This window comes from Streptomyces sp. NPDC091376 (assembly GCF_044757085.1).
Taxonomy (GTDB): Bacteria; Actinomycetota; Actinomycetes; order Streptomycetales; family Streptomycetaceae; genus Streptomyces; species Streptomyces pratisoli.
Window position 1 is genome coordinate 454,037 of sequence record NZ_JBIVUF010000005.1, and the last position, 26,243, is coordinate 480,279.

General features: G+C 72.5%; 13 protein-coding genes. 1 reads left to right on the plus strand and 12 read right to left on the minus strand.

Annotated elements, in window-relative coordinates:
* Positions 1-13: 13 nt before the first annotated feature.
* From ACIQMR_RS14195 to ACIQMR_RS14205, 3 genes are all read right to left on the minus strand, one after another.
* Entirely contained in the window at positions 14-14,314 is a 14,301-nt protein-coding gene (locus ACIQMR_RS14195; protein WP_401385686.1) for an amino acid adenylation domain-containing protein, read from the minus strand.
* 159 nt (positions 14,315-14,473) lie between these two features.
* A complete protein-coding gene (entS, locus tag ACIQMR_RS14200) occupies positions 14,474-15,814 on the minus strand; it encodes an enterobactin transporter EntS (protein WP_401385688.1) in 1,341 nt (446 codons plus the stop codon).
* On the minus strand, positions 15,801-16,067 hold the full coding sequence (locus ACIQMR_RS14205; protein WP_401385690.1) for a phosphopantetheine-binding protein: 267 nt from the start codon (positions 16,065-16,067) through the stop codon (positions 15,801-15,803). Before ACIQMR_RS14205 ends, entS begins: the two co-directional genes overlap by 14 nt.
* 145 nt (positions 16,068-16,212) lie before the next feature.
* Here ACIQMR_RS14205 and ACIQMR_RS14210 point away from each other — a divergent pair, with 145 nt between their 5' ends.
* Positions 16,213-16,761, plus strand: a complete 549-nt coding sequence (locus ACIQMR_RS14210; RefSeq protein WP_401385692.1) for a GNAT family N-acetyltransferase — start codon at positions 16,213-16,215, stop codon at positions 16,759-16,761.
* Positions 16,762-16,838: 77 nt separating this feature from the next.
* Here the strand turns inward: ACIQMR_RS14210 and ACIQMR_RS14215 are convergent, their stop codons facing one another.
* The 9 genes from ACIQMR_RS14215 to ACIQMR_RS14255 all read right to left on the minus strand — a co-directional run bounded on the left by ACIQMR_RS14215 (position 16,839) and on the right by ACIQMR_RS14255 (position 26,243).
* Positions 16,839-17,048 carry an MbtH family protein gene (locus ACIQMR_RS14215; protein ID WP_401385694.1) on the minus strand — a complete coding sequence of 70 codons (210 nt, stop codon included), beginning with the start codon at positions 17,046-17,048 and terminating at the stop codon, positions 16,839-16,841.
* A complete protein-coding gene (locus ACIQMR_RS14220) occupies positions 17,045-18,508 on the minus strand; it encodes a condensation domain-containing protein (RefSeq protein ID WP_401385696.1) in 1,464 nt (487 codons plus the stop codon). The genes ACIQMR_RS14215 and ACIQMR_RS14220 overlap by 4 nt, the downstream gene beginning before the upstream one ends.
* Positions 18,509-18,516: 8 nt before the next feature.
* A complete protein-coding gene (locus tag ACIQMR_RS14225) occupies positions 18,517-19,935 on the minus strand; it encodes a lysine N(6)-hydroxylase/L-ornithine N(5)-oxygenase family protein (protein WP_401385698.1) in 1,419 nt (472 codons plus the stop codon).
* Between the two features lie 204 nt (positions 19,936-20,139).
* Positions 20,140-21,342, minus strand: coding sequence for an acetylornithine transaminase (locus ACIQMR_RS14230; protein ID WP_401385700.1), 1,203 nt, complete (start codon positions 21,340-21,342; stop codon positions 20,140-20,142).
* Positions 21,339-22,367: an acetylglutamate kinase gene (argB, locus tag ACIQMR_RS14235; RefSeq protein ID WP_401385701.1), complete on the minus strand. Its 1,029-nt coding sequence runs from the start codon at positions 22,365-22,367 to the stop codon at positions 21,339-21,341. The genes ACIQMR_RS14230 and argB overlap by 4 nt, the downstream gene beginning before the upstream one ends.
* Complete coding sequence (argJ, locus tag ACIQMR_RS14240; protein ID WP_401385703.1) at positions 22,364-23,515, minus strand: bifunctional glutamate N-acetyltransferase/amino-acid acetyltransferase ArgJ; 1,152 nt, start codon at positions 23,513-23,515, stop codon at positions 22,364-22,366. Before argJ ends, argB begins: the two co-directional genes overlap by 4 nt.
* On the minus strand, positions 23,512-24,540 hold the full coding sequence (gene argC, locus ACIQMR_RS14245) for an N-acetyl-gamma-glutamyl-phosphate reductase (protein WP_401385705.1): 1,029 nt from the start codon (positions 24,538-24,540) through the stop codon (positions 23,512-23,514). The genes argJ and argC overlap by 4 nt, the downstream gene beginning before the upstream one ends.
* Positions 24,541-24,609: 69 nt before the next feature.
* Positions 24,610-25,239 (minus strand): isochorismatase family protein, encoded by a 630-nt coding sequence (locus ACIQMR_RS14250; protein ID WP_401385707.1) that lies wholly within the window; start codon positions 25,237-25,239, stop codon positions 24,610-24,612.
* Positions 25,240-25,490: 251 nt separating this feature from the next.
* A complete protein-coding gene (locus tag ACIQMR_RS14255; RefSeq protein WP_401385709.1) occupies positions 25,491-26,243 on the minus strand; it encodes an AraC family transcriptional regulator in 753 nt (250 codons plus the stop codon).

Sequence of the window (26,243 nt, forward strand, 5' to 3'; positions counted from 1 at the left end):
ATACGAGCCTGCGTCACTGCTGGGCCCTCCACATTTCTTCGAGCATGGTGATCTGGTCCTGGTCGAGATCGACCAGGTCGAGGTCGGAGGGCGTGTGCCCGGCGGTGGTACTGCCGTCCGCCCACGCGGTCAGCGCGTCCAGTGCGGCGAGCCAGCCGTCCGCCACCTCGCTGACCGTGTCCTGGGGCAGCGCCTCGCCCGCCCACATGAACGACGCCGTCAACTCCGGCCCCTGCGGCCCGTTCTCGACCTCCACGTTGATCTCCAGAGCGTGGGAGAGCGGAGTGGCCGGGTCGGGGCGTACCGCGAGCGCGTCCACCTCGGCGGCCGGGCCCCAGTCGGAGGACACCGGAGCCGTCTGCCGGCCCAGGTAGTTCCACAGGATCTCCGGACGGCCTTCCGGGGCGAACAGTCCCGCGGTGGCGGCGTTGAGGTACCGCAGCAGGCCCGCGCCGACCCCGCCGTCGGGAACGCCCCGCAGTAGCTCCTTGACCTCCTTGAGGGCGCTTCCCGCGTCCTGGCCGCCCGCCATCACGGCGGCCGGGTCGTAGGTGCGTGCGCCCAGACAGAGCGGATGCACGGAAGTCAGCCAGCCGACCGTACGGGTCAGGTCGGCATCCGGTACGAGGTCCTGCTCACGCCCGTGCCCCTCCAGGTCGACGGTGAAGCCGGCCGCCGCCGGTGCCCGGCCCCGCCGTGCCGCCCAGTCGCCCACGGACAGCGCGAGCGCGGTCAGCAGCGTGTCGTTCACGGTGCCGTGGACGGCCTGGGGAACGGACCCGAGTAGTGGTTCGGTACGTTCCGACGACAGCCGCACGGTCAGCCGTCGGGCCGTCGCCGTCGTGTCCCGCACCTCGTCCAGCGGCCGGTCGGTCAGCAGACGCTCACGCGGCGCGGCCTCCAGCCACCGTTCCAGTTCGGCGAGCCGACGGGCGCTGTGGGCCTCCGCCACCAGCCCGGCCGTCCAGGACCTGAGCGAGGTGGGCACCGGTTCGAGCGCGGGGCTCCGGCCGGCCGTGACCGCCTCCCAGGCGGAACGCAGGTCGGGAAGAAGGATCTGCCACGACACCTCGTCCACCACCAGGTGATGGGCGATCAGCAGCAGCCTGCCCGGCTCGGCGGGCCCGCCGTCGAGGAGGACCGCCCGCACCGTCTCACCGGCAGCAGGGTCCAGCTCACCGGCGGCCCGGTCCGACTCCCGCGCCACCAGATACCGCAGTGCCGTCTCGTCCAGGCCCGAGGCGTCCACGGTGCGCAGGACCGAGGCGGCGGCGAGGGAACCCACGGGGCGGACCTCGGCACTCCACACACCCCGACGTGCCACGGTCAGGACCTGTCGCAGCCCGTCGTGCCGGTCGAGCACCGCCTGGAGCGCGGCGACGAGATCGCCGTGCCGCACCCCGGCGGGCAGCCGCACCAGGCGGGCCTGGCAGAACCGTTCGTACGGGCCGCCGCGCGAGGCGAACCAGTGCGCGACGGGCGGCAGCACCATCGGTCCGACACCGTCGTCCGCGGGCCGCGGACGGGACTGCGTCCCCTCCGCCCGACCGGCGACGGCGGCGAGCCCCGACGGAGTCGGGTGCTGGAACACCTGGCGGGCCGTGATGGTGAGCCCGTCCTTGCGGGCCCGGCTGACCAGCCGGATCGACACGATGCTGTCGCCGCCCAGCTCGAAGAAGTTGTCCTCCGTGCCCATGGACCCGAGCCCCAGCACCTCCGCCATGAGCCGCGCGATCACCACCGCGGGCTCCTCGTCCTCGCCCGCGCCCCCGGCCGCCGGGGCGGCGGGCGCGGGGTCCGGGGCCGGCAACGCGGGTGCGGGGAGAGCGTGTCGGTCGAGTTTGCCGTTGGGAGTGGTGGGGAGCCCGGCGAGTTCGATGATCGTGGTGGGGATCATGTATGCGGGGAGCCGGGTGGCTGCGTGGGTGTGGATGGCGTCGTGGTCGGCGGTGGTGCCGGGTTTGGGGACCACGTAGGCGGTGAGTTGCTGGATGCCGGGGCGTTCTTCGCGCACGACGACGATGGCGTGGGCGATGCCGGGGGCGGTGGTGAGGACCGCTTCGATCTCGCCGAGTTCGACGCGCAGGCCGCGGAGCTTGACCTGGTGGTCGGTGCGGCCGAGGTAGTGGAGCCGGCCGTCGGGCTGCCATCGGGCGAGGTCGCCGGTGCGGTACATGCGGCTGCCGGGTGGGCCGTAGGGGTTGGCGGTGAAGCGTTCGGCGGTGAGCGCGGGACGGTTGAGGTAGCCGCGGGCGAGTTGGGTTCCGGCGAGGTAGAGCTCGCCGGGGACGCCGACGGGGACGGGTCGCAGCTGGGCGTCGAGGACGTAGGTCTGCGTGTTCCAGACGGGGGCGCCGATCGGTGCGGATGTTCTCTGGTTGTCGCCTCCGGGCGGGCAGGAGGCCGCGGTGACGTCGACGGCGGCTTCGGTGGGCCCGTAGAGGTTCTCCAGCGCGACTCCGTTGTCACCGGTGGAGGTGTGGAAGCGGTGGACGAGGTCGGTGGGGAGAGCCTCGCCGCTGCAGACGACGAGTCGGAGGGTGGGGCAGGTGGTGAGGTCGATGTCGCCGAGGAAGGCGGCGAGCATGGAGGGGACGAAATGCAGGACGGTGATGTGCTGTCGGCGGATGACGTCCGCGAGGTAGCCGGGGTCCTTGTGTCCCTCGGGGCGGGCGATGACGAGCGGGACGCCTTGGGCGAGGGGCCAGAAGAGTTCCCATACGGAGACGTCGAAACCGGCCGGGGTCTTCTGCAGTACCCGGTCCTCCGGTGTGAGGCCGTACGCGGCTTGCATCCACTGGAGGCGGTTGACGATCGCGGCGTGCTCGACCATGACGCCCTTGGGGCGGCCGGTGGAGCCCGACGTGAAGATCACATACGCCGGGTGTGACGGCAACAGCTCCGAGAGCCGGTCCGCATCCGTGACGGGGTTCGACGAGGCTTCCGCCAGCTCGCTCTCCAAGGCTGCCGAACCGAGCTCGATGCGTTCGGCGCCGACGTCCACCGGCAGCGCGCCGGCCGACTCGGTGTCGGTGATGACGCAGACCGGGTTCGCTGTGGCGGCCATGTAGGTGAGCCGGTCGGCGGGCAGGGACAGGTCGAGCGGCAGGTAGGCGCCGCCGGCGCGGACCACCGCGTGGATGGCGACGAGGAGTTCGAACGAACGGGGCAGGGCGATGCCCACCACCTTCTCCGGTCCCACGCCGCGGTCGATGAGCAGCCGGGCCAGGCGGTTGACGCGCTCCTCGAACCGGGCCCGGGACAGCTCCTCGCCCTCGAAGACCAGGGCCGGTGCGGTCAGGTCCCCGGCTCCCGCCGCGACCAGCGACGCCAGCGTCGCCGGACCGTCCACGACACGGGCCGTATCGTTCCAGCCGTACAACACCCGCTCCCGCTCGTCGGCAGCCATCACGGGAATCCGTGACACCGCGACGCCGGGCTCCGCCGCGACGGCGTCGAGCAGCCGCAGCAGACGTGCCGCCAGGCGCTCGGCACCGGACCGCTCGAACAGGTCCGTCGCGTAGCGGATCCCGCCCGCGATGCCGCCGTCCGCCTCTGCCGCGCCGAAGGCGAACTCGAGGTCGAGCTTCGAGCCGCCGATCTCGACGGGCAGTTCCTCGGCCGCCAGGCCGAACAGCTCCCGCACCCCGCTGCCCACGGAGTGGTACGTCACCATCGCCTGGAACAGAGGGTTCCGCGACTGCCTCCTGGCCTGCCCGACCGCCTCGGCCACCGATTCCATCGGCAGGTCGGCGTGGGAGAACGCGGCCAGCCCCGTGTCCCGGACCCTGCCGACCAGTTCGGTGAACGTCGGGTCGCCGGAGACGTCCGCGCGCAGCACCAGCGTATTGAGGAAGAACCCGACCAGCCGGTCCAGCTGCTCGTCCTCCCGCCCGGATGCCGGGCTGCCGAGGGGGATGTCGTCGCCCGCGCCGAGCCGGTGCAGCAGCGCGGCGACCGCCGCGTGCACCACCATGAACATCGTCGCCCCCGACTCGCGCGCGATCCGTGTCAGACCCTCGGCCGTGGCCGCGCCGATCTCGAAGGGCACCACGTCGCCCCCGTAGCTCGGCACCGCGGTACGGGGCCGGTCGGTGGCCAGGGCCAGTTCCTCCGGCAGCCCTGCCAGTGCGTCGCTCCAGTAGGCGCGCTGGCGTGCCGACAGCGAGCCGGTATCGCTCGGGTCCCCGAGGAGTTCGCGCTGCCACAGGGCGAAGTCGGCGTACTGCAGGGGAAGTTCGTCGAACTCCGGGTGCCGGCCCTCCGCCCGTGCCGCATAGGCGGTGTCCAGATCGGCGAGCAGCGGAGCGGTCGACCACTCGTCCGTGGAGATGTGGTGCAGCACCAACACCAGGACCTGATGGTCCTCCGCGGCGGTCAGCAACGTCACCCGCAGCGGGATCTCCCGCGCCAGGTCGAACGTGTGCCGGCCGGCCGCGACGGCCTCCTGCTCCAGCAGGCCCGCGGCGACCCGGCGCACGGTGAAGGGGACCGCGGCCTCGGAGGGCGTCAGCACCCGTTGGTACGGCTCACCGTCCACCTCCGTGACCACCGTGCGCAGCACCTCGTGGCGGGCCACCACATCCTGGACGGCGGCTCGGAGCGCCGTCGCGTCCACCGCGCCGCGCAGCCGCACCGCGAGGGGAACGTTGTACGCGGTGCCCGCGCCGTGCACCCTGTCGATCAGCCACAGCCTGCGCTGGGCGTAGGACAACGGCAACGGTTCCGGGCGAGGTTCGGCCCGCACGAGTACCGGGCGTTCCGAGGCCGAACGCTCGGCCAGCCGCGCCGCGAGCGCCGCCACCGTACGCGCCTCGAACAGATCGCGCACGGCGCATTCCACTCCGAGTGCCGCCCGGACCAGGCTCACGGTGCGGGTGGCGAGCAGCGAGTGTCCGCCCAGGGCGAAGAAGTCGTCCTCTACACCCGCGACCGGCAGCCCCAGCACGTCCGCGAAGATCCCGGCGAGAATCTCCTCCCGGACGTCCCTCGGGGCGCGAACCGTGGCGCTCGCCGTCCCAGTGGGCGGTGCGGGGAGTGCGTGTCGGTCGAGTTTGCCGTTGGGGGTGGTGGGGAGTTGGGTGAGTTGGATGATGGTGGTGGGGATCATGTAGTGGGGGAGGTGGGTGGCTGCGTGGGTGTGGATGTCGTTGTGGTTGGGGGTGGTGCCGGGGGTGGGGACGATGTAGGCGGTGAGTTGTTGGATGCCGGGGCGGTCTTCGCGGACGTGGGCGATGGCGTGGGTGATGTGGGGGTGGGTGGTGAGGACGGTTTCGATTTCGCCGAGTTCGATGCGTAGGCCGCGGAGTTTGATTTGGTGGTCGGTGCGGCCGAGGTAGTGGAGTTGGCCGTCGGGGCGCCATTGGGCGAGGTCGCCGGTGCGGTAGATGCGGGTGCCGGGTGGGCCGTAGGGGTTGGCGGTGAAGCGTTCGGCGGTGAGTGCGGGTTGGTTGAGGTAGCCGCGGGCGAGTTGGGTTCCGGCGAGGTAGAGCTCTCCGGGGACGCCGATGGGGACGGGGCGCAGGTGGGTGTCGAGGATGTAGGTCTGGGTGTTCCAGATCGGGGATCCGATCGGTGCGGAGGTCGCGTTGTCCACGGGTGACTGGGGTGGGCAGGTGGCTGCGGTGACGTCGACGGCTGCTTCGGTGGGTCCGTAGAGGTTTTCCAGTGTGATTGCGGTGTCACGGGTGGAGGTGTGGAAGCGGTGGACGAGGTCGGTGGGGAGTGCTTCGCCGCTGCTGATGACGAGTCGGAGGGTGGGGCAGGTGGTGAGGTGGGTGTCGCTGAGGAAGGCGGTGAGCATGGAGGGGACGAAGTGGAGGACGGTGATGTGCTGTTGGCGGATGAGGTCTGCGAGGTAGGTGGGGTCCTTGTGTCCTTCGGGGCGGGCGATGACGAGTGGGGTGCCTTGGGTGAGGGGCCAGAAGAGTTCCCATACGGAGACGTCGAAGCTCGTCGGGGTTTTCTGCAGGACCCGGTCGTGTGTGGTCAGGTGGTAGGCGGCTTGCATCCACTGGAGGCGGTTGACGATCGCGGCGTGCTCGACCATGACGCCCTTGGGGCGGCCGGTGGAACCCGACGTGAAGATCACATATGCGGGGTGTGACGGCAACAACTCCGCCAGCCGGTCCACATCCGTCACCGCACCGGCATTTAGCGCTGCGAGCTCGGCGACGATCTCAGGGGCGTCCAGCACGACGGGCTCACTGCCCTGCCGCTCCGGCAGAGAGCCCTGGGAAGCCAGATCCGTGATGACGCAGACCGGGTTCGCTGTGGCGGCCATGTAGGTGAGCCGGTCGGCGGGCAGGGACAGGTCGAGCGGCAGGTAGGCGCCGCCGGCGCGGACCACCGCGTGAATGGCGACGAGGAGCTCGAACGAACGGGGCACGGCGATGCCCACCACCTTCTCCGGTCCCACGCCACGGTCGATGAGCAGCCGGGCCAGGCGGTTGACGCGCTCCTCGAACCGGGCCCGGGACAGCTCCTCGCCCTCGAAGACCAGGGCCGGTGCGGTCAGGTCCCCGGCTCCCGCCGCGACCAGCGACGCCAGCGTCGCCGGACCGTCCACGACACGGGCCGTATCGTTCCAGCCGTACAACACCCGCTCCCGCTCACCCGCTTCGAGCAGGTCCACCGACGTCATCGGAACATCCGGCTCGGCGACCACGCGCTCCAGCAGGCGCACCAGACGGGCCGTCAGCAGCTCTGCCCCGGACCGGGAGAACAGATCCTTCGCATAGCGGACCCCGCACGTCATTCCGGCGCCACCCGCGCCTGGCATCCGCCGGAACAGAATCTCCAGGTCGAACTTCGCCGCGCCGGCGAGCAGGGGGTACTCCTCGGCGTCGACCCCCAGCAGCCGCGACAGATCCGGGCCGCCGCCCTCGTAGGCCACCATGGTCTGGAAGAGGGGGTGGCGGGCGAGGGAGCGTTCGGGGTTGAGGGTCTCGACGACGGTGTCGAAGGGGATGTCCGCGTGGTCGAGTGCGGCGAGGTCGGTGGTGCGGACGCGCTGGAGGAGTTCGGTGAAGGTGGGGTCGCCGGTGAGGTCGGTGCGTAGGACGAGGGTGTTGACGAAGAAGCCGACGAGGTCGTCGAGTGTGGTGTCGTCGCGTCCGGCGACGGGGGTGCCGAGGGGGATGTCGTCGCCCGCGCCGAGGCGGTGCAGCAGGGCCGCGACCGCCGCGTGCACCACCATGAACATCGTCGCACCGGACTCCGCCACCAGCCGGTCCAGCCCGGCCACCAGCTCCGTCGGCAGCTCCGCCGCCACCGTGCCGCCCTCGTGGGACGGCACGGCGGGCCGCGGCCGTTCGGTGGGGAGCGCCAGTTCCGCCGGCAGGCCGGAGAGCGTGTCGCGCCAGTACGCGGCCTGGCGTGAGGCCAGTGAACCGGTGTCACCCGCGTCGCCGAGCAGATCCTGCTGCCACAGCGCGAAATCCGCGTACTGCACGGGAAGTCCGGCGAACTCCGGGGCACGTCCCTCCAGCCGCGACCGGTAGGCGGTGTCCAGGTCGGCCGTCAGCGGACCGGTCGACCACTCGTCGCTCGCGATGTGGTGCAGCAGCACCAGCAGCACATGCTCGTCGGCCGCCGTGCTCAGCAACGTGACCCGCACCGGCAGATCGGCGGCCAGGTCGAACGGCTCGGCCGCCGCCGACTCCACGGCCCGCTCCACGTCCCCGGCCGGCACCCGCCGGACCGTGAACGGCACCCGGGCCTCCTCCGGCGGGAGCACCCGCTGGCGCGGCTCCCCGGCGACCTCGACGAACACGGTGCGCAGCGCCTCGTGCCGGGCGGCCACGTCGTCGACGGCCGCCTTCAGCGCCTCCGCGTCGACCGCACCCCGCAGCCGGAGCACGCAGGGGATGTTGTACGTGGCGCTCGGCCCCTCCACCCGGTGCAGGAACCACAGGCGTCGCTGCGCATACGACGGCGGAGGCAGCTCGGAACGTTCCGCCGCACGCGTCAGAGCCGGGCGCGACGGCGCCGAACGCTCCGTCAGCCGCGCCGCCAGCCCGGCGACCGTACGCGTCTCGAACACGTCACGCACCGAGCACGCGGTTCCCGTGGCACGGACCAGGGCCACCACGCGGGTCGCCAGCAGCGAGTGTCCGCCGAGCGCGAAGAAGTCGTCCTCCGCACCGACCGCGGACAGTCCCAGCACGTCGGCGAACACGGCAGCCACCTGCTCCTCCGCCGCCCCTCGCGGGGGCCGGGAGGGCTCGGAGGCGGTGAGCGCCGGGGCGGGCAGCGCGGCCCGGTCCAGCTTGCCGTTCACCGTGATGGGCAGTACGTCGAGCATGACCACCGCGGCCGGGACCATGTACTCCGGCAGACGGTCCGCCAGCTCGCGCCGTACGGCCGCGGGGTCCGCCGCGCCGGTGGCGTACGCGACCAGGCGCGGTGCGCCGGGAGTGTCCTCGCGCACCACGACCACGGCCGAGTCGATGTCCTCGCGGCTGGTCAGGGCCGTCTCGATCTCGCCGGGTTCGATGCGGAAGCCGCGGATCTTCACCTGGTCGTCCGCGCGTCCGAGGAACTCCAGCAGCCCGTCTGCACGCCACCGGGCAAGATCTCCGGTGCGGTACATCCGGCTGCCGGGCGGCCCGTACGGGTCGGCGACGAATCGTTCCGCCGTCAGCGCCCGCCGGCCGAGGTAGCCACGGGCGTTCTGCACGCCCGCGAGGTACAGCTCACCCGCAACGCCGGGAGGCACCGGGCGGAGCCGCGCGTCGAGGACATGGGCCCGGCCGTTGTCGAGCGGCCGGCCGACGACGGGTGACGGGCTGTCGGTCACGCGCGCCTCGAGGGCGTCCACGGTGAACTCGGTGGGTCCGTAGTAGTTGACGGTCTCCACGCCGGGGACGTCCCGCAGCTCCTCCCACAGGGCGGGGGGCACGGCCTCGCCGCCGAGCAGGAACAGCGGCGGTCGCCAGTCGCCGCCGAGCAGCCCCGCGTCCAGCAACTGCCGCGCGTAGGAGGGAGTCACGTCCAGGGTGTCGATCCGCTGCCCGCGCACGTACGCGACGACCGCGTCGGCGTCCCGGCGGGCGTACTCGTCCAGGACGTGCAGCTCGTGCCCGGCGACCAGCCACAGCAACTGCTCCCAGGAGGAGTCGAACGAGAACGACGCCGTGTGCAGGGCACGCACCCGGCGGCCGAGCCGCGCGCCGACGGGGCAGTAGAGCTTGCGTTCGTGGTCCCGGTACAGGTTGGTCAGGCCCGCGTGGTGCAGGCCCACCCCCTTCGGGCGGCCGGTGGAGCCGGAGGTGTACACGACGTACGCGAGATGGTCCGGGCCGACGGGCCCGGGCGCGGGCAAGGACAGGGCCGTGGAGAGCCGTGCCGCCGTCGACTCGTCGTCGAGCACCAGCCGGACCGTTCCCGGCACGGTGGGCACCGCGCCGGCCGCCCGTCCGGCCGTGATCACGCACACGGGGGCCGCGTCGCGCAGCATGAGGTCCAGCCGCTCCGCCGGGTGGTCCAGGTCCAGCGGCAGATAGGCGCCGCCGGCCCGGAGGACCGCGAACGCGGCCGCGACCGAGTCCGCCGACCGGGGCAGCGCGAGCGCCACCACGGAGTCCGGACCGACACCCTCCTCGGACAGCACCCGGGCCAGGCGTTCCACACGGTCGTCGAGCTCGGCGAAGGTGAGACGGGTGTCGCCGCACACCACGGCCGTGACCTCGGGGGTGCGTGCGGTGCGCTCGGCCAGCACGTCCACGACGGTTCCCGCCGGCACCGGCCGCACGGTGTCGTTCCACCGCGCGAGCAGTTCCCGCTCCGTGTCGTCCAGGAGCCCGTACTCCGACAGCGGCCGTCCGGGGGCGTCGACGGCCTGAGCCAGCAGCCGCAGCAGACGGTCCGCGAGCGTGTCCGCCGTGGACCGGTCGAACAGGTCGGCGGAGTAGAACACCTCCAGGTCCAGCCGGTCGCCGTGGGCGGTGTCGGAGAACGTGATGTCGAGGTCGAACTTGGTGACCCCCGGATCCACCCGGTCGACCCGGGCGTCCAGCCCGAAGAGGTGCCGCACGTCCTGGGTGACGGTGCTGTGCGACACCATGGTCTGGAAGAGGGGGTGGCGGGCGAGGGAGCGTTCGGGGTTGAGGGTCTCGACGACGGTGTCGAAGGGGATGTCCGCGTGGTCGAGTGCGGCGAGGTCGGTGGTGCGGACGCGCTGGAGGAGTTCGGTGAAGGTGGGGTCGCCGGTGAGGTCGGTGCGTAGGACGAGGGTGTTGACGAAGAAGCCGACGAGGTCGTCGAGTGTGGTGTCGTCGCGTCCGGCGACGGGGGTGCCGAGGGGGATGTCGTCGCCCGCGCCGAGGCGGTGCAGCAGCGCGGCGACCGCCGCGTGCACCACCATGAACACACTGGTGCCGCTCTCGCGCGCCAGCCGCCGTACGCCCTCGGCCAGTTCGGCGGGCAGCTCGCGATGCACCATGCCGCCGTCGTGGCTCGGCACGGCGGGCCGGGGACGGTCGGCGGGCAGCGCCGACGCCTGCGGGGCGCCGCGGAGCGTGTCGGCCCAGTAGCCGCCCTGGCGTGAGGTGAGCGAGGCCGGGTCGGCGCAGGAGCCGAGGAGTTCACGCTGCCACACGGCGAAGTCGGCGTACTGCACGGGAAGTTCCTTGAAGTCCGGGACGTGCCCCGCGGACCGGGCCGCGTAGGCCTGCTCCAGGTCGCGGAGGAACGGGCCCATGGACCACTCGTCGCTCGCGATGTGGTGCAGCAGCACCACCAGCGCATGGGCGTCGCTCTCCCTGTCCCGCAGCAGGGTCACCCGGACCGGCGCCTCGGCCGACAGGTCGAAGAGCTGCCCGAGAGCGGTCTCGGCCTCCGCGTCGAATCGTTCCTGCGGTGCGTCCACGACCCGCAGTCGCACCCCCGCGTCGTCGGGGTGCAGGATCCGCTGGTACGGCTCACCGGCCTCTTCGTCGAACACCGTCCGCAGCGTCTCGTGCCGGATCACCACGTCGCCCAGCGCCGCGTCCAGCGCCGCCGAGTCCAGGGCCTCGTCGAAACGGGCGACGAACGGGATGTTGTACGTGGCGCTCGGGCCCTCCATCTGGTGCAGGAACCACAGACGCTGTTGCGCGTACGACAGCGGAAGCCTCTCCGGCCGGACGGCGACGTTGCTGAGCCGCGGCCGGTCCGCCGAGTCGCGCTCGGCCAGCCGTTCCGCGAGCGACTCGGCCGTGCGTGCTTCGAACACGTCGCGGATGCCGCAGTCGGTGCCCAGCGCCGTGCGGACGCGGGCGATCACCCGGGCGGCCAGCAGCGAATGCCCGCCGAGGGCGAAGAAGTCGTCGTCGGGCCCGATCCCCGGCAGGCCGAGTACGTCGGCGAGGATGCCGCGCAGGATCTCCTCGCGGGCGCCACGCGGGGCCCGCGCGCCCGGCGTCGTGCGGCCGGACAGGTCGGGCGCGGGCAGGGCGCGGCGGTCGACCTTGCCGTTGGCGGTCAGCGGGAACGCGTCGAGGACGACGACGGCCGATGGCACCATGTACTCGGGCAGCCGGGCGGCTACGACGTCGCGCAGCACCGAAGGGTCTGGCTCCGCCCCCTCGCCGGCGGCGGTCACATAGCCCACCAGGTGCTGCGAGCCGGGCAGGTCCTCACGGACCACGACCACCGCGCGGCCGACCTCCTCCGGCGCGCCGAGCGCGCTCTCGATCTCGCCCAGTTCGATCCGGAAGCCGCGTACCTTCACCTGGTCGTCCACCCGGCCCAGGAAGTCGATGTCTCCGTCGGTGAGGCGGCGCACCAGGTCGCCCGTGCGGTACATCCGGCTGCCCGGTGGCCCGTACGGGTCGGCGACGAACCGTTCGGCGGTGAGCGAGTGCCGGCCGAGGTAGCCGCGGGCCAGTTGCGCTCCTGCCAGGTACAGCTCACCGGGCCGGCCCGCGGGCGAGGGCCGCAGCGCGCCGTCGAGTACGTAGGCGCGGGTGTTCCAGAACGGGCCGCCGATGGACGGGGTGCCCAGATGGTCGGGGGCCAGGACGGCGGACGTGGCCCAGACGGTCACCTCGGTGGGGCCGTACACATTGGTGACGGACCTCGCCGTGCGCGCCAGGCGCGCGGCGAGGTCGGCGGGCACCGCCTCACCGCCGACCAGGACCCTCGTCCCGGCCAGCGCCTTCGGGGTGCCGTCCGCCAGCAGCGCGTGCCACAGCGACGGGGTCGCCTGCATGACCGCGGGCCGGTGGGCCTCCACGAGGGCGGACAGGGCGGCGGGGTCGCGCACCGTGTCGCGGTCGGCGAGGACCACCGTCGCGCCGCTGATGAGCGGTACGTGGATCTCCAGGGCCGCGATGTCGAACGAGATCGTGGTGACCGCGACCAGGGTGTCCCCGGGCCCGAGGGCCAGCTCGTGTGCCTGCATGTGGAGGAAGTTGGCGAGCGCCGCATGCGGGACGACGACTCCCTTGGGGCGGCCCGTGGAGCCCGAGGTGTAGATCACGTACGCGGGGTGGGACCCGTCGAGGGGCGCCATCAGCTCCGCCGCGCGGAGCGGCTCGGGCGACACGTCGGCGAGGTCCGCGAGGGTGTCCGGCGCGTCCAGGACGACCGTCTCGGTACCGGTCACATCAGGCGCGGCGGGTGCCGCGTCGAGGGTCGTGAGGGTGCACACCGGGCGGGCGTCGCGGACCATGAACTCCAGTCGGTCGGCGGGGTAGTCCAGGTCCAGCGGCAGATAGGCGCCACCGGCCTTGAGGACGGCGAGGAGAGCGACCGGCAGATCGGCCGAGCGCGGCAGGGCGAGGCCCACGAAGCTCTCCGGGCCCACGCCCCGCCGTATGAGCAGGCGGGCGAGCCGGTTCGCACGGGCATCCAGGTCCGCGTAGTCCAGCCGGTGACGGTCCGTCACCACGGCGAGGTGCTCCGGGTGCCGGCGAGCCTGCTGCTCGTAGGCGTCGACGACCGTTCCGGCCGGTAGCTCCCGGGCTGTGGCGTTGACGTCCTCGATCAGTGCCCGGCGGGCCTGTGCGCCGAGCAGGTCGGGGCGACCGATGGGTGTCTGAGGTCCTGCCTCGGCCGCCGCGGCGAGGAAGTGGGCGAACTCGGCACAGCGTGCGGCGAGCGTTTCCCGGTCGTACGCGCGGGGGTTGCCGTCGAACTCGAACCGGATACGGCCCTCGGCCGCGTCGTGGTGGACGGCGAGGGTGAGGTCGTCGACCGGGCCGGCTGCGACGTTGTGCACGGTGCCCGGGGCGCCCGCGAAGTCGAGGGCGTTGTCGAACGCCTTGATGTTGACCATCGGCCCGAGCAGGCCCTGTTCGCGGCCCACCAGTCCGAGGTCGCGGCGGATGTCCTCGGCCCGGTGGCGCTGGTGGCGGCGAAGGTCCCGGACGTGGCCGGCGACATCGGCGGTCAGCTCGACCAGGGTCTGGTCGGGCCGCACCGCGATCCGCAACGGCAGGACGTTGACGACCATCGCGGGAACCCTGAGGGCCGCGGAGCCGAGCCGCGCCATCGCGGGAAGTGACAGCAGTACGTCCCGGGAACCGGTGGAGCGGTGCAGGAACGCGGCGAACGCGGCGGTCATCACATCGGCCCAACTGGCCCGCGCGGCACGTGCGACGGCCTGCAGACCGGTGGTGGCCGAGGCCGTCAGCGTCGCCCCGTCGCGCAGGAAGGTGTGCGAGGCGGGGAAGGAGGCACCGGCGAGCGGCTCGGGTTCCGGTCTGTCCGCCAGCCGTCCGAGCCAGTAGTCGCGGTCTTCGGCGTGGCGTGGGGAGCCGGCGTACGCGCGCTCCTCGTCCAGCACCGCCGCCAGCGGCCCGAAGGGCGTCGGTGCCGGCTCCTCACCGCGTACCAGTGCCGTGTAGACCTCGGCCGTGCGCCGGGAGAGCAGCGAGAAGCTGTAGGCGTCCAGGGCGATGTGATGGGCGCGCTGGTACCAGAGCGTGCGCCCGGGGCCCACGACGTGCAGTGCGAACGCGAACAGCGGCTCGTGCGACGGGTCGGTGGGCCGGTCCATGTCGGTGTGCATCCAGGCCCGTGCCGCCGCGGCCGGGTCCGGCGTGCCGGTGTGGTCGAGGACCTCGAGCACCTGACCGGCGTACGGCTCGCGCGCGGTCACCTGCCATGGTTCGCCGTTCTCGTCCTCCTCGAACCGCACGGTGAGCGCCTCGCACTCGCCGACCGTGCGCCGTACGGCCGCGTCGAAGAGGGCGGCGTCGATCGTGCCGTCGATCTCGATGTACTGGCCGACGTTGTAGACCGGGGAGTCGGGCGCGAGCCGCTGTCCGTACCAGACGCCGGTCTGCGCTCCGGTGAGGGGGAGTCGCCGCAAAGCACGCTCGGTCATGGGATGTTGCTCCAGGGGTCACGCGTGGCGGACCGGACGGACCGGCCACAGGAGGCGGGAGGGGACACCCCGGCCGCCGCCGGGGGACCGGGGCGGCGACGGGGCGCCGCAGAGAGGCCGGGCGACCGGCCGGTGTACTCGAGGGCGCCGGGAGTGGTGCTAGCCGGCTGTCGCCGGTACGTCCCGTGCCGTGCCCGGGGCGCTGCCCGGGACCGGGGACTGCGCGTCGTCCTCGGGCGCGGGGCCGGACGTGTCGTCGTCCTCGCCCGGCAGGGTCGCCCGGCGCAGCCCGGGGACCAGGACGGCGACCAGCACCGCCGCGGCGGCGCAGACCGCGCCGTTCACCACGGCCGCGCCTGCCGGGCTGAACCAGCGTGCCACCAGGGCCACTTCGGCGTCGCCGACGACGTCGCCGGTGGTGCCCTGGACGGTGATCACGCTGACGACGCGACCGCGGAGCCGGTCGGGGGTGTTGTGCTGGACGAGGGCGTACTCGAGGATCTCGTACACCGTGCCGGCCGCACCGCAGACCGCGAGCATCGCGAAGGCGATGGCGACATGGCCGCTCAGACCGAAACCGATCGTCGCGATGCCGCCGGTGAAGGCCGCGGCCAGCAGCAGCCGTCCGGGGCGTGCGCTGCGGGTGAGCCAGCCGCTGGTGGCCGAGACGAGCACGGCGCCCACGGCGGGGGCGGTGTACAGCAGGCCGAGCATGACCTCGCCACCGCCGAGCCGGGTGTCGACCATCTCGGGGAAGAGCACGACCGGTACGTTGAACAGGGCCGTGACGCCGCCGAGTAGGAGCAGACCTCCCACGACCCGGTTGCGTACGGCGTAGGCGAACGCCACCAGGGGCGATCCGCTGTCCCCCTCGCGGTCCTCGTCGTCGTCCTTGACGGGCGGCAGCGGCCGGATCCGGGAGATGAGCAGGGTGGTGACGCCGGTGGTGAACGCGGTGAACGCGTACACCGGGCCGGGGCCGCTGAGGGCCAGCAGCACTCCTCCCAGGAACGGTGCGGCGATCGAGCCGATCTCCCCGGTGAGGGAGATCAGCGCGCCGGCGGCCGGGAGCTGGTCGGGCCGTACCAGGGTGGGTGCGACGGCCATGAGCGCGGTGACGCTCACGCCGGTGGCGAGACCGTCCCAGGCGACGCACAGGTAGATCGCCCACATCCGGGGTTCCGGAAGGAAGGCGTTGACCGCGAGTCCGGCGAAGGCGAGGGCGGCGGCGGCCCTGGCACAGACGATCAGCCGGCGCCGGTCGGTGCGGTCGGCCATCCAGCCGCCCCACAGTGAGCCGAACAGCACGGTGACGCTCATGATCATGCTGGCGACGGCCACGTCGAAGGTGGACCGGGTCAGCCCGTACACCTGGGCGGAAAGGGCCACCGTCGCCATTCCGAGCCCGAACAGGGACACGACGCGGGCGACGAAGATCGCGCGGAAGTCCTTGCTCGTGCGCAAGGGCCCGATGTCGATGAGGAGTTCACGCACCCGCACGGGTGGCTCCTGCCGGGGCGAGGAGACCGGCCCACTGTCTCAGGGTGGGACGCTCGGCGAGGTCGACGAAGCTGATCTCCGCGCCGTCGGACCGCCATCTCTCGACCAGGGTCATCAGCCGGATGGAATCGAGCCCTTGGTCAAGAAGGCTTTCCTCCGGTGAGACCTCGTCCGCGTCGACGTACAGCACATCGGCGACGTCCTGAACGAGCCGCTCCAGTGTGAACGTCCGCTGTTCGGCCGTGTCGGCCATTCTCGTGCCCTCCCCGTGGGTGACGCTGGCAGTGCAAGTTAGGTAAGGCTTACCTAACTATCTATTGTGGTGGGAGTCAAGCCGGGCGGAACCACCGCGGACCGGCTCCCAACTCCACGAAAGCGAGAAGCCCTTGACCACGGCGATGCCCAGAACCAGCCACCACCCGGATCAGGTGACGGTGGTGCGGCCCGCCGTGGCGGAGGACGCCGAGGCTCTGCACCGGCTGTCCCGGACGTTCATGCGCAACGGTGCGTTGCGCGAACGCCCGGTCGCCCAGTACGCACGTGACGCGGGCGACTTCCTGGTCGCCGCGAACGTGCGGAGCCGGATCGACGGCTGCGTCGCCCTGCGCCGCCATCCCGCGCCGCCGCGGACGTGCCGGCTGCCCGGCGCGTCGTCGCCCACACCGGCGGACACCGGAGGGCCCCTCGCGGTCGTCTACAACTTCTGTGTGGCACCCGGAAGCCAGGGGCGTGGCATCGGCTCGGCGCTGCTGGAGGCGGCGCTCGCCGGCGCCGCGGCCCGGTCCGTGTCCGCGGTGTTCACCGCCACCACCGGCAACGGTGAACTGTTCCTGCGTCACGGCTTCCGGTTCTGCGACGGCAGGGGCGCGCCCGCCGCCTGGCTGGACGCGCTCGACCCGCACCGGGGTTCGCGCATCCTGGTCCGCCCGGTGACGCGGGCTCGCTGACCGGGCCGGCCGGGCGGTGGCGCACCGGCGCCGGGGCGGTGTCCCCACCGCCCCGGCCGCCCCTGCCTGAGGGGACGTCAGGACTTCGCCACGAGGCTCGCCGGCCGCATGTCCGTCCAGTGCTCGTCGGTGTACGCGGCGCACCCCTGCCGGGAGTCCTCGCCGTGCACCACGGTCCAGCCCGCGGGGACGTCGGCGAAGGCCGGCCACAGCGAGTGCTGGTTCTCGGCGTTGACGAGGACGAAGTAGCGGGCGTCGTCGTCCTCGAAGGGGTTGGTCGTGCTCATCGTGCTTCTCCTTGTGTGGGTGTGACTGTCGTGGCTGGAAGGGACGAGTTCGGGACCGGCTCCTGCAGGGGGCGGCACGGCTCCCTGGCGAGACGGCGCATCAGATCGGCGTGCCCGGCGGCGACGGCGGCCAGCTCCGCCGGTTCGTAACACGCGGCGTTGGCCTCGAAGTCGAGCCGCAGCCGGCCGTCCGGCAGCCGGACGGCCGACAGCGAGAGATCGTCCACCGGGCCGGAGGCGAGCGTGACCACACGACCGGTCACGCCGGCGAAGTCCAGTTCGGTGGCGAACGGACGGAGGTTCAGCAGCGGCCCCGGGAGCGATCCCGTGGCGGAGCCCGGCCAGATCTCCCGTGCGAGAACCTCCCCGCGGTACCGCTGGTGCGCCCGGACGGAGGCGAACTCCGCCGCGGTCCGGCGCAGCAGCTCACGGAACGTGGTGTCACCGTCCACGGGTATGCGCACGGGCAGCACGTTGACCGCCATCCCCGGCACCCGGAGCGTGCCGGGGTCCGGGCGGGCCATCACGTACATCCGCATCACCGCCTCCGGCGCTCCCGTGTCCAGATGGAGCCGGGCGGCGAGGGCCGTCGTGACCGCCTCCGCCCAGGTGGCCCGTGCCGCCCGCACCGCCTCGTCCAGCCGGGTGAGGTCGGCGCCCCCGAGCAGTACGGTCCGGCGCAGCACCCCGTTGCCCGCGGGAGCGGAGCGCCCGGAGAAGGTCGCGGCGGACGGACGGTCGGCGTACCGGGCCGCCCAGTGGGCGCGGTCGGCGGCCTCCTGGTGTGAACCGGCGTACGCCCGCTCCGCGTCCACCAGGACGCTCACGGGGGCGAACGGCGACGGCCGCGGCGCCGCACCGCGCACCAGCGCCGTGTAGACGTCCGCGATCCGGCGGGAGAGCAGTGCCACGCCGTAGCCGTCGACGGCCAGATGGTGGAAGTACTGGAAGAGCAGATGCCGTTCGGGTCCGACTCTCACGAGCACGGTCCCGGTGAGGGGCGCGGTGCGTGCGTCCCGGGGCGCACGCCCTGCCGGTGGGGCGAACAGCGCCTCCATCCGTGGTGGACACGCCAGCTGGTCCCGGACCAGCTCCACGGCCGCCGCGACGGGATCGGCCGCCCCGGAGGTGTCGAGACGTGGCAGCCGGAAACGGGCGGCGTCGAAGGGCACGTGCTCCTGGAGGTACCGTCCCCGATCCTCACGCACCCGCAGGTGCAGCCCGGGTGCCTCGGCGAGGCCGCGGCCGACGGCCTCCTGAAGCAGGGCGGCGTCGAGCGGGCCCTGGAGGTCGACGTACTGGCCCACGTTGTAGGTGGTGTTGTCCGGGTCGGCGCGCTGGGCGTCCAGCACGTGGGCCTGGGCCGCCGTGAGCTCCAGGGGTCCGTCCGCCGTGCGGGCCGCCGCACGCGCCGAGTCTTGCGGCTCGGTGGAGTCCCGTGTGACGAGGTGACGGGGCATCGCCGCGCTCAGCCGGTCACGACGGGCATCGAGTCGGACGGCGCCGCGCCGGATTCCGGGGTGCCGAGACCGGTGAACACGTCCCGCCCGGCCCGGCCGAGCAGCAGCGAGTCGCAGATCTCTCCCGAACGCACGGCCAGGGTGGACAGCAGCGAGGAGGTGATGCCATGGGTGTGTTCGGCCGCGGCGCCTTGCACGTAGATGCCCGCGCGCACCCGGTCCGTGGTGGCGATCCGGTGGTCACGGCCGATGCGCAGGCGGCCCTGCTCGTCCGTCAGGCACTCGTCGGCGAGCGCGCCCAGCAGGTCGCGCGGGTCGCTGGGGTGGTATCCGGTGGCCAGCACCACGGCGTCGCAGTCCAGACCGCTGACCTCGCCCGTGGTGAGGGAGCGCACGACGGCACGCGCGCCGCCGGGAAGATCCTCCACGGCCGTGAGCGAGGTCGTGCCGAGGATGCGCAGGCGCTCGGTGCCGGCGACCTTCTCCTGATACACGGCCTGGTACAGCTGCTCGATCAGCTCGCCGTCCACGACCGAGTAGTTGGTGTTCGCGTGGTACCCGAGGAGGGCTTGCTTGACGTCGTCGGGGGCCCGGTAGAAGTCGTCCACGGCCGTCGGGTCGAAGATCCGGTTGGCGAAGGGGCTGTCGTCGGCCGGGCTGTAGCCGTAGCGGGTGAACACGGCGCAGACCTCCGCGTCGGGGAACTCCCGGTGGAGGTACTCCACGGCCTCGGCGGCGGACTGGCCGGCGCCGACGACGGCGAACCGGCGGTGAGGGCGGAGCGTGAGCGCCTCCGCGCGGAAGCGCAGGTCCCGGGTGTGCCAGATGTGCGGCCCGGCGGTGACGCCCTCGGGAAGCCGGGGACGGAGCCCCGTCCCGATGACGACGTTCCCCGCGCGCAGAGTCCGGTCGGAGCCGGGGGCGGACGCCTTCGCACCTGCTCCGGCAGGGCCGGTGACCACGTCGAAGCCGTCCACGCGGCCGTCCCGCTCCACGGGCCGTACGGCGACGGCCTCCCGGGCGTAGTGCACACGGTCCTCGAACTCGGCGGCGCACCAGCCGAGGTAGTCGTGGAACTCGAGGCGTGTGGGGAAGAAGGACTTCTGGTTGATGAAGTCGGTGAGCCGGTCGTGGTCGTGCAGATAGCGCAGGAAGGTGAAGCGGCTGCCGGGGTCCCGCATGGTGGCGAGGTCCTTGAGGAAGGACACCTGCATCGTCGTGCCGGGGAGCAGCATCCCCCGGTGCCAGCCGAACTCCGGCTGTCTCTCGACGAACGCGGCCCGAATCGCGCGGCCGGGGCCGCAGTGGGCGTTGTGTTCCTCGACCGCGATGGCCAGCGCGAGGTTGGCCGGCCCGAAGCCTATGCCGACCAGATCTCCCGCCGGGGACTCCTCGTGGTGCCCCGCGTTCGCGTGCCCTGCAGACATGCTCATCCTTTGCTCAGTCCGGTCCTTGCCGGGAGGTGCCTTGCCGGTACCGGACATGCCGGGCACCGGGCTCCGAGGCCACGAACGCCAGTTCTTAGGTAAGGCTTGCCTAAATTGCCCCATGGTGGGGAGAGTGTCAAGCCGCGCCCGGAGTCTTCATGGGGCGCCGTCGCCGCCACGGCGTCGGTACCCAAGTGCTGTGGATCAGCGGAGAATTGACGGAAGCGCGGCGATCAGCGCCGCGGCCTCGTGCTCCGATACGTTCAGGGCCGGTGCCAGCCGCAGCGTGGCCGGACCGACCGCGTTCACCAGGAACCCGGCCTCCTGCGCCGCGGTCTGCACGAGCCCGGCGACCGGCTCGCCGAGCACCACACCGAGCAGCAGTCCCGCCCCCCGGACCCGGTGGATCAGAGGATGGGCGAGGTCCTCGATGCCGTCCCGCAGCATCCGCCCCACGGCCCGCACATGGGACAGCAGTCCCTGTACCTCGATGGTGTCGAGCACGGCCAGCCCCGCCGCGCAGGCGACCGGATTGCCACCGAAGGTCGAGCCGTGCTGGCCCGGGGTGAAGAGCTCCGCCGCCTCGCCGAAAGCCATCACCGCACCGATCGGCAGTCCGCCGCCCAGCCCTTTCGCCAGTGCCACGACGTCCGGTGCGATGCCCGGCTCCGCCTGGTGGGCGAACCAGTGGCCGGTGCGGCCGATCCCGGTCTGGATCTCGTCGAGGACGAGCAGCGCTCCGCGGTCACGGGTGATGTCGCGTGCGGCCCGCAGATAGCCCGGCGGAGCGGGCACCACACCGCCCTCGCCCTGTACGGGTTCCAGGACCACCGCGGCCGTCCGGTCGTCGACCGCCGCGCGCAGTGCTCCCACGTCTCCGAACGGGACGTGCTCGACCTCCGCGGGCAGTGGCAGGAACGGCTCACGCTTCGCGGGCTGGCCGGTGAGCGCGAGCGCCCCCATGGTCCTGCCGTGGAAGCCGCCCGCCGCCGCCACCATGCGTGGTCGGCCCGTACGCCGGGCGATCTTGAACGCCGCCTCGATCGCCTCCGCACCGGAGTTGGCGAAGAAGACCCGTCCCTGCCTCCCGTCGAGTCTCAGCAATCGTTCCGCGAGGGCAACGGGCGGACCGGCGGCATACAGATTGGACACATGGCCGAGACGGCCGATCTGGCGCGTCACCGCCTCGGTCACTGCCGGATGGGCGTGTCCCAGCGCGTTCACCGCGATGCCGCCGGTGAAGTCCAGGTACGCCCTGCCTGCCGTGTCCCACACCATGCTGCCCGCACCCCGGTCCAGGGCGAGGGGAGGCGTGCCGTAGTTGTCCATCATGACCCTGCGCCAGCGGGCGGTCAGGCCGTCGTCGGCCGCCGCCGGCGGTCTCGCGTGTGCCGCTTCAGCGGTCATGTCCCCACTCCCGTTCCCGTACGGTCCGCGCGTGCCGGCGCATCGGTCGTGTGCAGCGCATCGGCGTCTTCGCCGGCGACAGGTGCGTCCGGCACCACGGTCGTCCCGGTGGTCTCGTCGGTGAACACCTCCAGCAGGAGTGAATGCGGCACCCTCCCGTCCAGTACGTGAGCCGTCCCCACCCCCGCCCGAACGGCCCGCAGACAGCCCTCCATCTTCGGCACCATGCCGCTCGCCAGTGTCGGAAGGAGTGCTTCCAGTTCACTCGCCGTCAGTCGTTCCACGACTTCGGTGCTGTCGGGCCAATTCGCGTAGAGGCCCGCGACGTCGGTGAGCATCACCAGCCTCTCCGCACCCAGCGCGCTCGCCAGGGCCGAGGCCGCGAGGTCCGCGTTGACGTTGTAGATCCCGCCGTCCTCGCCCCGGGCGACGGGGGACACGACGGGGATGCGGCCCCCGTCCATCAGCGCCCGTACGGTGTCGGGATCGACCCGGACGATGTCTCCCACCCGTCCGATGTCCACCGGCTCGCCGTCCACCCACGCCGGGCGGCGCACGGCCGTCAGAGTGTGCGCGTCCTCGCCGGTGAGGCCGACCGCGAACGGCCCGTGGGCGTTGATCAGCCCCACGATGTCCCGCTGGACCTGTCCCGCCAGCACCATCCGGACCACGTCCATCACTTCGGGGGTGGTCACCCGCAGCCCCGCGGTGAACCGGACCTCCAGGTCGAGCCGGTCCAGCAGCGCGCTGATCTGCGGCCCCCCGCCGTGCACGACCACCGGGCGGAGCCCGGCGTAGCGCAGTGACACGACGTCCTGGGCGAAGGCCCGCTTCAGGTCCTCGTCCACCATCGCGTTGCCACCGAACTTGATCACGACGGCCTTGTCGCGGAACCTCTCGAGCCACGGCAGCGCCTCGATCACCGTCCGGGCGCGCGGCTGCCGCCCGGAAGGCCGCCGGACCGGAGCGGGGGAGTGGGGTTTGGCAGGGTCGCGGGGCGCCGGCAGGGGCGTTGTGCCGTTCATGAGCTGTACGCGCTGTTCTCGTGGACGTACGCGGCGGTGAGGTCGTTCGTCCGGATCACCGCGGATTCCTCGCCGGACCGCAGGTCGACGGTGACGGTGATCCGGCGGCCCGTCAGATCGGCCTTCTCGCGTGGTTCGCCCGGCGCTCCGTCGCGGCACACCCACACGCCGTTGAAGGCCACGTCGAGCCGGTCCGGATCGAAGCGCGCGTCCGTGGTGCCGACGGCCGACAGTACCCGCCCCCAGTTGGGATCCTCGCCGTGCAGCGCGCACTTGAGCAGATTGCTGCGCGCCACGGTCCTGCCGACGACCACCGCGTCCCGCTCGGAGGCTGCCCCGACGACTTCGATGTCGATGTCCTTCGAGGCGCCCTCGGCGTCCCGCACCAGCTGGTTCGCCAGATCGGCACAGACCGTGTGCACCGCGGCCGTGAGCGCGTCCGGGTCAGGGATCACGCCCGATGCCCCTGACGCCAGCAGCAGGACCGTGTCGTTCGTCGACATGCAGCCGTCCGAGTCGACCCGGTCGAACGTCGTACGGACCGCGCCGCGCAGGACCCGGTCGAGCGCACCCGGCGGCACGTCGGCGTCGGTGGTCAGCACCACGAGCATCGTGGCCAGCCCGGGGGCGAGCATGCCCGCGCCCTTGGCCATGCCGCCCACGCTCCAGCCGGTGCCTTCGGAGACGGCGGTCTTGTGTACCGAGTCGGTGGTCCTGATGGCGACGGCCGCGTGCTCTCCGCCGTCGACCGACAGCCGCGCCGCGGCCTCGTCCACGCCCGGGAGCAGGGCGTCCAGCGGCAGCCGTACTCCGATCAGCCCGGTGGAGCAGACCGCAACGTCCCGGGCGTCCGCGCCGAGCGCCGCCGCGGTGCGCTCTGCGGTGAGCCGGGTGTCGACGTCCCCCTCCGGGCCCGTACAGGCGTTGGCCCCGCCGGAGTTGAGCACCACCGCCCGTACGCGCCCGTCGCGCAGTATCTGACGGGACCACTGGACGGGCGCCGCCTGCACACGGTTCGAGGTGAAGACCCCCGCGGCGGCGTACGACGGGCCGTGGTTGACCACCAGGGCCAGGTCGAGGGCTCCCGTCGTCTTGATCCCGGAGGCGACTCCGCTCGCGGAGAACCCCCGGGCAGCTGTCACGGTCATGGAGCCACTCCGTTCGTGGGCAGGCCCATGCCTTCCGGCAGGCCCAGGGCGATGTTCATGCACTGCACCGCGCCACCCGCGGTGCCCTTGGTGAGGTTGTCGATCGCGCAGAGCGCCGTCAGGCGGCCCGCCGCGGCGTCGAAGGCGATCTGGACCTGTGCCGTGTTCGAGCCGAGCACCGCCGCGGTGGTCGGCTGGCGGCCCTCGGGAAGCAGCCGTACGAACGGCTCGCCGACGAGTGCCTTCTCGTACGCCTCCCGCAGCGCGGCGTGGCCGGTTCCCGGCCGCATCCTGGCCGAGCAGGTCGCGAGGATGCCGCGCGCCATGGGCGCCAGCAGCGGGGTGAAGGAGACGGTGACAGGCTCCTCGGCGACGGCGGACAGGTTCTGGGCGATTTCCGGTGTGTGGCGGTGACCTCCGCCGACCCCGTACGGGGCCATGGACCCCATCACCTCGGAGCCCAGCAGATGGGCTTTGGCGACGCGGCCCGCCCCCGAGGTGCCGCTGGCCGCCACGACCACGGCCTCGGGTTCGGCCAGGCCCGCGGCGAAGGCGGGGAACAGCGCGAGCGTGACGGCCGTCGGGTAGCAGCCGGGCACGGCGATGCGCCGGGAGGTCCTCAACGACTCGCGCACTCCGGGAAGTTCGGGAAGTCCGTACGGCCAGGTGCCCGCGTGCGGGGTGCCGTAGAAGCGCCGCCAGGCCTCGGGGTCGCGCAGCCTGAAGTCGGCACCGCAGTCGACGACGAGTGTGTCCTGGCCGAGCCGGGACGCCAGTTCCGCCGACCGGCCGTGGGGCAGGGCGAGGAAGACCACGTCGTGACCGGCGAGCGCATCGACCGTCGTCGGGACGGTCACCCGCTCGGCCAGTGAGGCGAGTTGGGGCTGCACCTCGGCGAGCGGCCGGCCCGCGTTGCCGTGGGCGGTGAGCGTGCCGACGGTGACACCGGGGTGTGCGGCCAGAAGCCGCAGGATCTCGCCCCCGGCGTAGCCGCTGGCACCCGCCACGGCCACGGTGAACGTCATCGATGTCTGTCCTTTCACTTCACGGGACGACCGGCGGCTGCCGGTCGGCGGCGCCGGCCACGCCGCGGATCAGTCGCCGGCACGCAGCAGGTGCGAGGTCCCGGCCACCGCGGCACCGTGCCGCGCCGCCCACCGCAGCGCCGAGTCGTGTCCGTCCGCGGACATATCGGCGACCGCATCGGCCACCACGCAGGTCTGGATGCCGTGCATGACGGCGTCCGCCGCGGTGAGCAGCACGCCGAGCTGCGCGAACAGCCCGCACAGGAGCATCTGGTCCCGGCCGTTCGCCCGCAGTACGCGCTCCAGCCTGCTGCTGAGAAAGGCGTTCGGGCGGGTGTGCTCCACGATGTGGTCGCCGGAGCGCGGCAGGAGGTCCTCGACGAGCGCGGCCGAGGCCGGGTCGGTGAGTCCCACGCCTCCGAGATCGCCCGGGGGGCCGCCCCGGCCGGGCCGGCGGGTGACCGCTTCGACGCAGAACACCACCGGTATGCCCAGTTCTCCCGCCCGTTGACGCAGCGCGGCCACGTTGCGGAGCAGGTCCTCGACCGGCGAGCCACCGAGGAAGAGGCCGACCGAATACCGCTGCATGTCGAGCACGACCAGCGCGGCCCGCGTCGGGTCGAAGGACCAATGAGCCGCCGACGGCGGTACGTCCGTCTCGTGGGGCATGGGGTAGGGCGCGACGGCAGGCAGGCTCATACGAGACTCCTCGCTGATGGCACGACGGGCGGAAGGCGCGACAAGGGAAAGCAGGCGCCTGCCGCAGCGGTGTCGCGGCCATGGGCGCATTCGGGAACCGGCGCGGGAAGACCCCCGGGCCGGATTGCTTAGCTTAGGCTAACCTAAGTTCCTCTTGGGCGGGCAAGCGGCCGCGCTGTGGGGCAGGTTGGTGAAGTGCGCCGGGTGCCGGCCTCCCGGGCCGTGCCCGGGAGGGGACGGACTCGGCGGATTCAGGCGTGCCTTCTGGTGTACGCGCCGGGCGTGCTGCCGAAGTGCTTGCGGAAGGCCACGATGTAGCCGTTGGTGCTCGTGAACCCCACGCGGGCCGCGACCGTGCCGACGAGATGCCCCTGCAGCAGCAGTTCCAGCGAGTGGTTGAGCCGGAGCCGCGTGCGCCATTCGGAGAAGGAGAGCCCGGTCTCCGCGCGGAACGCCCGACGCAGGCTCGTGGAACTTGTGTAGAGCCCCTCGGCCCACTCCGTCGCGGTGCGCGGGTCCTCGGGGTGGCGGGTCAGGGCCTCGGACACGCGCAGCGCCGCCTCGCTCGTGGGCCGCGGCAGAGGGAGGCGTCCCTCCTGGGTGCCGGTCAGCGAGGCGAACACCGACGCGTCGTCCTGTGCGGTGGCGGTCCCGGAACCGCGCGTGCGCGCGAACAGCAACCGGCGTTGCGCGTCGCCGACGCTGACGACCGTGGGGCCGGAGTACGGGAGTCGGTGGCGCCCGGTGGAGAAGTCCTCGGCGATCACCAGGGAGTCCGGCGCGAACCACGCGCTGTGCGGGACACCCGCCGGCACCCAGAGGGCGACGGACGGGGACAGCTCGTACTCCCGCCCTGCCGCGGTGATCACTATCCGGCCCAGGGGCGCGTAGAGGAACTGGTGGAAATCGTGGACGTGGGTCGTGTGGCCGTCGCTGGCGACGAGGTCGTCCGTCGCGGCGAGGCCGGGTGCTCTCTCTTCCGTCCGTGTGGCTTCGTGCGTCAC